General features: G+C 38.4%; 13 protein-coding genes. 8 read left to right on the top strand and 5 right to left on the bottom strand.

Features of this window, described 5'->3' with window-relative positions; genetic code table 11:
- Positions 1-3: 3 nt before the first annotated feature.
- Complete coding sequence (locus tag IRB79_RS08685; RefSeq protein ID WP_159868752.1) at positions 4-192, bottom strand: hypothetical protein; 189 nt, start codon at positions 190-192, stop codon at positions 4-6.
- 246 nt (positions 193-438) lie between these two features.
- Here IRB79_RS08685 and IRB79_RS08690 point away from each other — a divergent pair, with 246 nt between their 5' ends.
- The 5 genes from IRB79_RS08690 to pepF all read left to right on the top strand — a co-directional run bounded on the left by IRB79_RS08690 (position 439) and on the right by pepF (position 6285).
- Positions 439-1014: a GNAT family N-acetyltransferase gene (locus tag IRB79_RS08690; RefSeq protein WP_243508104.1), complete on the top strand. Its 576-nt coding sequence runs from the start codon at positions 439-441 to the stop codon at positions 1012-1014.
- A gap of 471 nt (positions 1015-1485) precedes the next feature.
- On the top strand, positions 1486-1881 hold the full coding sequence (gene spxA, locus IRB79_RS08695; RefSeq protein ID WP_009331204.1) for a transcriptional regulator SpxA: 396 nt from the start codon (positions 1486-1488) through the stop codon (positions 1879-1881).
- A 411-nt stretch (positions 1882-2292) separates the two neighbouring features.
- Positions 2293-2955, top strand: coding sequence for an adaptor protein MecA (gene mecA, locus IRB79_RS08700; protein WP_243508105.1), 663 nt, complete (start codon positions 2293-2295; stop codon positions 2953-2955).
- Between the two features lie 200 nt (positions 2956-3155).
- On the top strand, positions 3156-4349 hold the full coding sequence (locus IRB79_RS08705; RefSeq protein WP_243508106.1) for a competence protein CoiA: 1194 nt from the start codon (positions 3156-3158) through the stop codon (positions 4347-4349).
- 118 nt (positions 4350-4467) lie between these two features.
- Positions 4468-6285: an oligoendopeptidase F gene (gene pepF / locus IRB79_RS08710; protein ID WP_243508107.1), complete on the top strand. Its 1818-nt coding sequence runs from the start codon at positions 4468-4470 to the stop codon at positions 6283-6285.
- A 701-nt stretch (positions 6286-6986) separates the two neighbouring features.
- Here pepF and IRB79_RS08715 read toward each other — a convergent pair.
- From IRB79_RS08715 to IRB79_RS08730, 4 genes are all read right to left on the bottom strand, one after another.
- Positions 6987-7862, bottom strand: a complete 876-nt coding sequence (locus IRB79_RS08715) for a ClpXP adapter SpxH family protein (protein WP_243508108.1) — start codon at positions 7860-7862, stop codon at positions 6987-6989.
- Positions 7859-8263, bottom strand: coding sequence for a globin domain-containing protein (locus tag IRB79_RS08720; RefSeq protein WP_243508109.1), 405 nt, complete (start codon positions 8261-8263; stop codon positions 7859-7861). Before IRB79_RS08720 ends, IRB79_RS08715 begins: the two co-directional genes overlap by 4 nt.
- Before the next feature lie 251 nt (positions 8264-8514).
- Positions 8515-9156 (bottom strand): lytic transglycosylase domain-containing protein, encoded by a 642-nt coding sequence (locus IRB79_RS08725; RefSeq protein WP_243508110.1) that lies wholly within the window; start codon positions 9154-9156, stop codon positions 8515-8517.
- Between the two features lie 32 nt (positions 9157-9188).
- Positions 9189-9743, bottom strand: a complete 555-nt coding sequence (locus IRB79_RS08730; protein WP_431833430.1) for a CYTH domain-containing protein — start codon at positions 9741-9743, stop codon at positions 9189-9191.
- Between the two features lie 262 nt (positions 9744-10005).
- Between IRB79_RS08730 and IRB79_RS08735 the strand changes: the two genes are divergently transcribed.
- From IRB79_RS08735 to IRB79_RS08745, 3 genes are all read left to right on the top strand, one after another.
- The gene (locus IRB79_RS08735) at positions 10006-10371 is read left to right on the top strand and encodes a UPF0738 family protein (RefSeq protein ID WP_221877427.1); all 366 of its coding nucleotides are present in this window, start codon (positions 10006-10008) and stop codon (positions 10369-10371) included.
- Between the two features lie 120 nt (positions 10372-10491).
- Positions 10492-11130, top strand: coding sequence for a GTP diphosphokinase (locus IRB79_RS08740; protein ID WP_275723073.1), 639 nt, complete (start codon positions 10492-10494; stop codon positions 11128-11130).
- Positions 11131-11155: 25 nt separating this feature from the next.
- The gene (locus IRB79_RS08745) at positions 11156-11950 is read left to right on the top strand and encodes an NAD kinase (protein ID WP_009331194.1); all 795 of its coding nucleotides are present in this window, start codon (positions 11156-11158) and stop codon (positions 11948-11950) included.
- Positions 11951-11998: the final 48 nt, after the last annotated feature.

Genomic DNA, 11998 nt, shown 5'->3' on the forward strand with positions numbered 1-11998 from the left:
AGGTTACTGCTTTTTCTTTCCGCCTACGCTTTTCCATCCAGTCTGCACCCTTGCAGATTGATCCACGAATTCGGATTTATTTTTACCGCCAAATACCTTTTCTCCAATACCATTAGTTAGTACACCTAATAAGGCAGTAAATCCAATTATGAGCAGCGCAACAATTGTTAAATCAGTTATGTAACCAACCATGATAAACCTCCATCTTTCTTTTCACAGTTTCCTGTGATTAGTGTATAAACATCCCTAATCTTATTTTATTCGAAATTTTCCAGTATTAAAAGGGGTAATTCCACAAATACTTAATCTGATTGGAAATAGTATAAAAGGCTAAATTTATAAGTGAGTGGAAAGGAAAGCTGGGAGCTTATCATGCTGGAATAAATATTCATGCTCTATAAACAGTTTATCGTTTGTGAGCAAAAAAGGAGAAGATCCATGCATTGGTATGAAAAACTGAATCAATATTTCCCTATTGAAGAAATGAAATCCAGAGAACATATGGAAACCTTATTAAAGGAACGGTCAGACATTTATCATAAAGATGAAGGTCCACACCATGTTCTTATGTATGTGGAACTGGATAACTTTGTGTTTATTGATTATCTGTTTGTTTCGAAGGAATCCAGAGGACAGGGGCTTGGCCATAAATTACTTCAAAAGCTGAAAGCCAAAGGCAAGCCGATCATTTTGGAAGTTGAACCGGTTGATTATGAAGACACGGATACAGAAAAGCGCCTTCGGTTCTATAAAAGAGAAGGGTTTGAGCATGCACAATCAATTGGATACAGCCGCCGGTCTCTTGCAACCAATGAAATCAATACAATGGAAATTCTATATTGGTCCCCTGAGAATGAAAGTGAAGAAGTGATTTATGAAGCCATGAGGAAAACATATGAAATGATACACACATACAGAGATGCACATTTCTATGGGAAGTCCTATCAGCCTGTAGATGAGGTCCTGACCTATGAGGAAAATAAAAATGGGACAGATGTATTGGAGGATCTTTAAAAATTGGGAAAACACAGCCATTTTTGTAAATGGCTGTGTTTTCATTTTCATTTATTAATTGAGAAAATGTTAATATCAATTTTAGGTTTAATCAAAATTCATAAGGGTATATATAGAATAATTTAGTATAAATAAAATAATTTAATACATAAAATTGCCTTGAGCTATAGGCTTAAGAAACTTTATGGAAGAAATTATAGCAAAAAGATATAAAAATGAAACTTTTTGCTTGTTCATTCGTCTTATTAAGTAGATTCTAATTCTTAATCCATTTGTTTAATAAATGTTTAATACTTTTATCATATTTATAAAAAGTTATACCAAATAGATATTGTTTGGTGTATAATAAATAATATAAATTCCTTGATTAAAGTTATTTTAATCTAGAAAACTCTAGAAATATTTGATTAAACAAATATAAATCTCAGATAGTTTCATATATGTCTAATTTAAGGAGTGTGAATTTGTAAAATGGTCACATTATACACTTCACCAAGTTGTACATCTTGCAGGAAAGCTAAATCATGGTTAGAAGAACATGAGATTGCCTATAAAGAAAGAAATATCTTTTCAGAACCGCTATCAATTGATGAGATTAAAGAAATTCTGCGAATGACTGAAGATGGAACCGATGAAATTATTTCTACTCGCTCAAAGACATTTCAAAAGCTTGATGTAAACCTTGAATCAATGCCTCTCCAAGATTTATTTGAGCTGATCAAGGAAAACCCTGGGCTGCTTCGCCGTCCAATCATTCTTGATGAAAAACGTTTGCAGGTTGGATATAATGAGGACGAAATAAGACGTTTCCTTCCAAGAAAAGTTCGCACCTACCAGTTGCGTGAAGCACAGCGCATGGTTAATTAACACTGGTTCAATTTAAAACTGAAACATTAGCTCAAGTCCAGATTGTGAAATAACAAACTTATTCAACTTAAAATTAAGAGGCCTTCTTTCTGTCAACAGAAGAAGGTCTTTTTGTTTGTTATGTGAAAAAGAACAAGGAAAATGGATATAATAAGAGAATATATAGTTACAGTCAGATTAGATAAGGATGAAATCTTGCGACAATATAGGCATTTAACGGTTTTTCTAAACATATGACTTTTTAATTCCCTTTATGCTCAATTTGTCATAAAATAAAAGTACAAGGTACAAAATACAGTTTACCTTCAATTAAATCGGGGATTAGCCAATTGATTTACGGGTAAATGGATAACACATGACTGCTGGGGGTATTTAGTCCCTTCAATCATAGCCAGAAGGGAGAGTTGCTGCATGGAAATCGAACGTATTAATGATCATACAGTTAAATTTTATATTTCTTATCTTGATATAGAAGAAAGAGGCTTTGACCGTGAAGAGATTTGGTACAATCGTGAGCGGAGTGAGGAACTCTTTTGGGAAATGATGGATGAAGTCCATCAGGAGGAAGAATTTCTTGTTGAAGGACCTTTATGGATTCAGGTTCAGGCATTGGATAAGGGTCTGGAGGTTCTTGTAACAAAGGCTCAGCTTTCAAAGGATGGCCAGAAGTTTGAACTTCCTGTCCCGGATGAAAAAGTGAAAGATTTGCCTGTGGATGAACATATAGAGGAAATGCTTGATCATCATTTCCGTAAATCCGATGATGATGATCCTGGATTTGAAGGAGATCTCGAGTTCTTATTATCATTTAAAGATTTTGAAGACGTTATTTCATTATCAAAGCAGTCAATTCTTGATTCCATTACTACAAAGTTATATTCCTTTGAAGGGAAGTATTATTTATTCGCAGAGTTCCCTGATGAGCTTTTTGAAGAGGATGACATAGATAACATGCTAAGTATTCTCCTGGAGTACGGGCACGAAACGAGCACAACTATTCACCGTGTAATGGAATACGGTAAATTGATTATAGAAAATGATGTTTTTGAAAATCTGAGAAAACATTTTAAGTAGTTCAGCAAAGCCGATTTCATTTTTGGAATCGGCTTTATTTTGGTTAAGGCGCTCGTGTCAGACACTATATATTGCAGTGTATATTGCAGCAATGAACATATGTATATGTTTGCACAAAAAAAGCTCAAAAAGATTTTGCAAGATATAAAGGAATTTAGCAATTAAATAAAGAACGTTTAGCATAGAAAGGAGATGATCATTTGTTAGTTGCCGCAACAGAGAAGGGGGTTCGAATAAGTCTTTTAGGTTCACACAGTATCCCGGATTTACAACAGTATAGGGAAAAGCACACTTTTTTCTGCCCCGAATGCAAAGCGGAAGTAATTATGAAGATCGGAAATAAGAGAATCCCGCATTTTAGCCACAAAAAGGGTTCTGAATGTCCAGAAAGCTTTGAAAGGGAGTCTGAATACCATATTTCTGGAAAGTTGCTTTTGTTTCAATGGCTAAAGAAAAAAGGGTTAAATCCAATTCTGGAGCCATACTATCCGGACATTTCCCAGCGGCCAGATATAGGTGTCCATTATGAAGGCGTAAATTATGCTCTTGAATTTCAATGTTCAATCATCTCAGAGGAGTTATTTAAAAAACGGTCAGAAGCATATTTTCAGTCAGGTATAGTTCCAATATGGATACTGGCAGGAAAAAATATTAATCGGATTGGCAAAACAAAAATTTCTTTATCTGGTTTCCAGTACTTTTTTCTTCGGCAAACAGCTTCAGGCAAATGGGTAATCCCTTCATTTTGCCCCCATACAAAGTCCTTTATCAATGTCCGCCAAATCCAGCCCCTAACAGTCAGAAATGCCTACGCGCATTACGATGTGAAAACAATTAACCATGCTGATGCAGATTTTTTATTTGACCCATATTTTAAAAATGATTTAAACATAAGTGAATGGAAAAATGAAATTCGAAAAATAAAGAATTTCCTAGCTCAAAATAGCAGTGCTTATAAAAATAACTTTCTTCAGGATTTATACTCCCGCTCAATTGCTCCTGCTTTTCTCCCACCTGAAATTGGCCTTCCTGTCCGTCATTCTCCATTTATTGAAACCCCACCCATTCAGTGGCAGACCTACTTGTACATGGATGTCATCGGTAAAGAAAGACCGTTTTCTCATGCGCGAATGGTTGCAGCCCTTCGCAATAGGGTAAAGAATAGCGATATTAAAGTCAGGTCAATTCCACTAATTCAAACCGGATCCGAAGTCTTGGCAGTTAAAGAATATCTGGATATCCTTATTAACTTAAACATTGTTAAACAAACTGGAAACGGTCTGTACAAAAGAACTGCGTCATATGGAGAGCCTGATAATTACTCCTGTCTTCTTCAAAGAGAGGAGGATTTTTATAGGGGTATTACGCAAAGCATTTTGCAGGGCAATAAATGAAAAAGATCTATTTAACATAAAATAATCAAAGATTTGCACATTCGCTCTTTGAAAAGAAGGAATTTTTTTCTTGAAAGAGAAGATAGTGTAATGGGACTTTTGAATGGAGGATGAATGAATGGCTAATGAGACAACTGTAAAGAAACTTCCAGCAAGGAATGAGATTTCACAAGAAGATACCTGGCGTTTGGAGGATATTTTCCCTTCTGATGAGGAATGGGACAAGGAATATAATGAAGTGCAGAAGCTAATCCCTAATGCAGGCAAGTATCAAGGCAGGCTTGGAGAAAGTGCTGAAACATTATATGAAGCGCTGCAGTTCCAGGATCATTTACTCTCGCACCTTGGGAAGCTTTATACATATGCCCATATGCGTTATGACCAGGATACAACAAACTCATTTTATCAGGGCCAGGACGACAAAATTAAAAATTTATATTCAGAAGCTGCAAGTGCACTCGCGTATATCGTTCCTGAATTGCTGGCTGAAGATGAAGAGAAGATTGCCGGGTTTTTAGAGGAAAAAACTGAGCTGCAATTATATAAACATTCTCTTGAGGAAATTAATCTTCAAAGGCCTCATGTATTATCTGCTGAGCAGGAATCCCTGCTTGCCCAGGCTTCCGAGGTGCTTGGGGCTTCGAGCAATACATTTGGCATGCTGAATAATGCTGATTTGGAGTTTCCATCCATTAAAGATGAAAATGGTGAAGAGGTCGAAATTACTCATGGAAGATTCATCCGTTTTCTCGAAAGTGATGAGCAGCGTGTCCGCCATGATGCTTTCAAAGCGGTATATGAGACTTATGGAAAGTTCCGCAATACATTCGCAAGCACTCTAAGCGGAAATGTTAAAAAGGATAATTTCAATGCAAAAATCCGGAATTATGAATCTGCGCGACATGCTGCCCTTGCTGCGAACAATATTCCCGAAAGTGTTTATGAAAATTTAGTCAATACCATTAACGATAATCTGCATTTGCTGCATCGATATGTCAAACTCCGCAAGAAGGTTCTGGGGGTTGAGGAGCTTCATATGTATGATCTTTATACTCCATTAGTGAAGGAAGTGAAAATGGAAATCCCGTACAATGAAGCAAAAGATCTCATCTTAAAAGGGCTGAAGCCGCTTGGCGAGGACTATTTGAATATTTTAAAAGAGGGCTTTGAAAATCGCTGGGTAGATGTTCATGAGAACAAGGGCAAAAGAAGCGGTGCCTATTCATCTGGAACATATGGCACTAATCCATATATACTGATGAACTGGCAGGACAATGTGAACAACCTATTTACCCTTGCCCACGAATTTGGGCATTCTGTTCACAGCTATTACACAAGAAAATATCAGCCATATCCATATGGAAACTATTCTATTTTTGTCGCAGAAGTTGCATCTACTTGTAATGAAGCCCTCTTAAATGATTATCTGCTTAAAACAATAGATGATGATAAGAAGCGTTTGTATTTGCTGAATCATTATCTTGAAGGCTTTAGGGGAACTGTTTTCCGCCAGACAATGTTTGCAGAGTTTGAACATCTCATCCATCAAAAGGCGCAAAACAATGAAGCTTTGACTGCTGATTCATTGACGAAAGAATATTATGAACTCAATAAGAAATATTTTGGGGAAGAAGCCATCGTGATAGATGAGGAAATCGGCCTGGAATGGTCCAGAATCCCGCATTTCTACTATAATTATTATGTTTATCAATATGCAACAGGCTTCAGTGCGGCAACTGCATTAAGCAAGCAAATTCTTCAGGAAGGCCAGCCTGCTGTTGACAGATACATTGAATTCCTGAAATCCGGCAGCTCAGATTATCCAATTGAGGTGTTAAAGAAAGCCGGTGTTGATATGACGAACAGCAAGCCGATTGAAGATGCCTGCAAAGTATTTGAAGAAAAACTTAATGAAATGGAGAGCTTGCTTTCTTAAATAGAAAAGCGCAAGCGCCTTGCCCACGAAGGAACGCAGACTAAGAACGCCACGTCCTCCCAAAAGCTACCGCTTTCGGTCGTGCGATGTATCGCTGCCGTAGCTTTCCTTGTCCTGTGGCAACGTCTGCATGACCCCCATCCTGGGGGCCTCACCTCGAGGGGGTAGGCTGCTTGCGCTAGTCATAAAAGGTGCCAGGCGTTTGTCTGGCACCTTTTATGTATTGTTCAAAACCCCTTAAATCTCCTTCGGTCATTCAAATATAAAAATAAAATCAGGAGAGAAATAAATAAAATAGGTGAAGTGATGAAAATGGGGATAAGTTTCATCAACCCGAGAATATTTAAAATAAAGGAGAGCAAGATGAGCAGCAGCATCAATAATACAGGCAGTTTTTTCATATTGCATTCTCCTCCTTGGCATTGTTTACATCCGTATTATTTTATGCGGTTGTCCAGCAAGTCATGACTTGATTTTGACAATATTGTGAAAAAAGGCACAAACTTATTGTCATTTTCTTTCACCTCATGATATATTACAGATGTGAAGTTGATCACATGCAAACATTTACCCCTTTTGTTTGGACGTGAAAAATTTCTCCCATCCCCTTTGTTCGTTTAAAAACCCTGAAAAAACCGTGCGTATGAAGAGCATGGTTTTTTTCATCGAAAAAAAAGCTGTGCATTTTGCACAGCCTTAAATCACCCTGAATATCTCCAGAAATTACCGTATTTTGCAGGTACATATTCAGCTATTTGCTTTAGCTGAAGCTTTTTCATTTCCCTGTTCACTTCGGTGTCGGACATATTATATACAACGGAGATCTCCTTGCTGGCCACTAGCTTAAAGTATTTTAAGAAATATTCAAGGGGCGGCAGAGGAGCACGCTCAGGTTTAGCAGGAAGCATTTCCTCTAAAATCTGTTCATAAATTTCATAGGGATAATATCCGGTGACTTTGATGCCTTCATCTTCTATATTTTCATTAAAAAAGACAAGAGTGGGTATTTCTTGAACATCCATTTCAGAAGTAATTTTTAAATCGCATTGAAAAGCCTTTGCTGCACTATCTGAATGAATATCAGAAACAAATTCTACTACATCCAGACCGACTTCCTTAGCACAATCCTTTAGTACTTCAAAATTAGACACATTCTGCTTTTCAAGAAATAAGACCTCCTGAAGCTTGCGTAAAAATCTGATGCCAGCTTTTCTCCCCTGCAATTCTGCAGCTTTAATTGCAACCGAAGCCAGATGGGGGGAAGAAATCGGATTTTCGAACCAGACGTTCCCGTCACATGACATTCCAGAGCGGCTTGCTGTTTTCTCCCATAAATCAGCAATGTTTTCGTAGTTTTGTCTTTTCCCCATATTTAACGTTGCCAGCCTGCCGCTTAATACATGCTTTATGGAAAAATAGCGGCCGTATTCAATCAGGAGCTTTTTTAAGATTGGCTCCAAAGCCCAGCATTCTGGGCAAAGAGGATCAACAAACATATAGACTTCTATGGGCTTTTTTTCACTGCCGTGGCAATGTGGAGATGTAAGCTTGTTTTCATTGGATTCTGGCTTATTCACGAGCTTTCACCTTTCACGCCGTTTTCAGGTGTATTGATCATATGCTGGGCAGTGAGTACAAGCCTTGCAAAAAAGTCTTCCCTCAAGTGACCATCCAGCCTAATTTCGTCCATTGCTTCATTCATGCATGAAAGCCAGGCCTTTGCCCGCGTTTCCGTTATGGGAAAAGGCATGTGCCGTGCCCGAAGCATCGGATGTCCATGTTCTGAAGTATATAAAGGAGGTCCCCCTAAATACTGCGTCATAAACTGCTTTTGTTTTCTGGCTGTCTCTGTCAGGTCATCTGGAAAAATAGGAACGAGATCAGGATGTTGTCCTACGCGCCGGTAAAAAGCGTCAATTAGCTGGTGAAGCTTTTCCTCACCAATAGCGTCGAAGGGAGTGTGCATTTTCTCGGCCATATTTAAAACTCCTTTTATGAGTTAATTCGTTTGTAAAAAAATCTTCCTATTTAATATTGAGTGATGTGATCTCTTTATATTCTATCAATGAGGGATTTATATCTCAAACAAATAGCTTACTGAGCCCTTTTGCCCGCTCCTTGACCATCTTATTTTTATAGTATGGATTAAGCACATGCCGTCAATCCGAAACATTCGCTGAAAAGGAATAGAAAAAGCCGCCCGGTAAATTCGGGCGGCTGAAATTAACCTTAAGCCATAAACGATGAGGTTACTTTCTTTATGTAATTCAGAGTTTCTCTAAAAGGTGGGACTCCTCCGTATTTATCTACATTTCCAGGTCCGGCATTATAGGCAGCCAGTGCAAGTTCAACATTATCCCCATACCTGTCCATCATTTGCCGTAAATATTTGACTCCGGCAAAAATGTTCTCTGCAGGGTCGAAGATATTTTCAACGCCAAGCCCCTTGGCTGTATCAGGCATAAGCTGCATTAACCCGGAAGCACCTGCATGGCTGACAGCATTCGGATTGAAGTTTGATTCCTGTTTAATGACTGACTTAATCAGATTAACTGGTACATTAAACAGATCTGATGCTTTTTGAATGAGATCATCAAAATCACTTTTTGAAGTTTCGGCAAATTTGGTTATTTTAAGGGGCGGAAGAGCTGCAGCTGTAAGGGTATCTGTTTGTAAAGCGCTAATATAAGGTTCCAGAGACGCAACTGCTCCAAGTCCTCCTGTGACTTGATGTGATGAAACGGGACTTTCCGAAACTAACCCGGCCAATAGCTCTTGAAACAAAGGGTTTGAAGTATTCGTTTGCTTAGAACTATTAAAACCTTGCAGTGCTTGCAGCTCCATCAATATTTTTAACTGATCTACGTTCATTGTATTGCTCCTTGGCAAAAGGTGTACTTCTATTAAACCTTTTGCTGTCTGTATTTTTCGTTATAAAACCTCTTAATTTTATTTTCGGTCTTTCTGACAGGAATGTTAAGCTGTTTAAGCAAATTAAGAAAAGTCAATTCACCTTCATTCCTGTTATCCACTTCATATTCTAACTCAAAATCTTCCTTATTTAAATATCGGCTGTGATCAAGAACAGCCAATCCTTTCATGTACTCCTTTTCGGCACGTTTTGTTGCGAGAGTACCAAAGTATTGAAGTTTATCTGTCTTTATGCCCAGCTCTTCTATGGATTTTATTATCTGTTCAGTGGGAATTTTCCCAGTCTGGATCATCTCTGCAGCTTCGGACTCAGTAAGATTTTCATTAGTCTCTAATAGCCCTTCAGGGTGGGGCTGTTTAAGAGTCAATTCAAATGAGCCGTTTTTCTGCCTAATCCTTAATGCACTTTCTTTAGCCTTCAATAAAAAATCCGGTGTATCGAAGTAATGATTCTCCTGTTCGGAAAAATCCTCGCTTCTTAAGTTCAAAAAATCTATTAATGAGGAAAATTCTTCTCTGGTAACCATGTTTTTAAATTCAATTTCAATATTTTTGTTAAACAAGCCTATACACCTCAGCTATAAGTAATTTCCTGTATTATCGCCTTAATCAGCATGGACTTCAATCTTTGAAATTTTTTTTATTGCTGTGATAAAGTCAATCAGGGGAGTTTGCTTCATGTTTGACTGAACTTTCGGGGCGCAGGACTGTGACTGTGAAAAATGAATCAGGGGTTTTACTGTCCATAAAATCTGCGATAGAATAGGTAATGACAATGGAGGTAGAAAAATGAAACAAAAACTTACAGTTTTAAATGCAGAATGGATTGAAAATGAATTAATCTTGGGAATAGAAGCTGGAACAGTCTCAGGCTTAACAGCCATGCAGCAAATATTGGCTGATTCCGACAACCTTTCATTTATTTACATAGCAGAACAAAATGATGATTATACATATATTTCTCTTCCGGAAACAGTCTGGCCGGAACTAAAAAAGGCACTTGATGGCCAGATGCGTGTATTTGCTTCTGATAGTAATCATGATCGCATTGAACTGGCAGGCTTTCATGAGGAATTAGGAGATTTAATAGAAAATATCCGCGGGAACAGCAATTATGGTAATGAAATGGTAGAAAAAGTAGAGAACATATTTTAATTAAATGTTTAAATTACGAAAAACTTGGATAAAGAAATAGGCTGTGTTACCCCCTCTCGAAGTCGGGGGTGGTCTAGGCGCTTGCGCTTTTCTAACTTCGGATATTTGGTGGTGTTGCAAGTGAAGCATTGGGATTTATTTTTGGCGCCATATAAGCAGGCGGTCGAAGAATTAAAAGTAAAGCTAAAAGGCATGAGAAGCCAATTTGAAATGGATTCTACCCATTCTCCGATTGAATTTGTTACTGGGAGGGTAAAGCCTATTGCAAGCATTCTTGATAAGGCAAACCAAAAAGGCATTCCTCTCGACAAATTGGAATCTGAAATGCAGGATATTGCCGGTGTTAGAATGATGTGCCAATTTGTAGATGATATTAAGAGAGTGGTTGAACTATTAAGAAAAAGAAATGACTTTGAAATTGTTGAAGAAAGAGACTACATATCTCATAAAAAAGCAAGCGGTTACCGCTCTTACCATGTCGTGATCCGCTATCCTGTTCAGACAATAAAAGGAGAGAAGAAAATTCTCGCAGAGATTCAAATCAGAACGCTTGCCATGAATTTCTGGGCCACGGTTGAACATTCCTTAAATTATAAATATAAGGGCCAATTCCCTGAAGATATTCAGATGAGGCTCCAGAGAGCGGCAGAGGCTGCTTTCAGGCTTGATGAAGAAATGTCACTCATTCGCGGTGAAATTCAGGATGCACAGGCATTCTTTACAAGGAAAAAGGAAAAGCAGCAAAAGGGAGAAAACTAACGTATAAAAGAGGAGCTTGGATAAGATGAAATTTGCCATTACCTCAAAAGGAGATTCAAAATCTAATACACTCATGCACAAAATGAGAACCTATTTATTGGACTTCGAGCTTACATATGATGAAGAAGAGCCTGATATAGTCATATCGGTAGGCGGGGATGGCACTTTACTTTATGCCTTTCACCGATACAGCAGCCGTCTGGACAAGACCGCGTTTGTGGGTATACATACAGGCCATCTTGGGTTTTATGCAGACTGGGTGCCGGAGGAAATCGAAAAGCTTGTCATTGCAATTGCCAAAACCCCGTATCAGGTGATTGAATATCCGCTCCTGGAAGTAATTATCCGCTACCAGCATGGCGGCAAAGAAACCCGTTATCTTGCATTGAATGAATCAACAGTCAAAGCGGTGGAAGGTACTTTAGTAATGGATGTGGAAATACGCGGCCAGCATTTTGAACGGTTCCGGGGAGATGGCCTTTGTGTTTCTACTCCATCTGGAAGTACAGCTTATAATAAGGCGCTGGGTGGTGCCATCCTGCATCCTTCCTTGCCTGCCATCCAGCTTGCTGAAATGGCTTCCATCAATAACAAGGTATTCCGTACAGTGGGCTCTCCGCTGGTACTGCCGGCACACCATACATGCATGCTGAAGCCTGTGAATGAACCAGATTTTCAAATTACTATTGATCATTTGACTCTTCTTCATAAAGATGTAAAATCAATACAATTCAGAGTGGCAGATGAGAAAATCCGTTTTGCCAGGTTCAGGCCATTCCCATTCTGGAAAAGGGTTCACGATTCATTTGTTGCTGATTGAAGAAGGAACCTTGGAGAGAATCACTTATTTTAATAAGCCCGTTACTTC

The organism is Cytobacillus oceanisediminis (assembly GCF_022811925.1).
GTDB classification, from domain to species: Bacteria; Bacillota; Bacilli; order Bacillales; family Cytobacillaceae; genus Cytobacillus; species Cytobacillus oceanisediminis_D.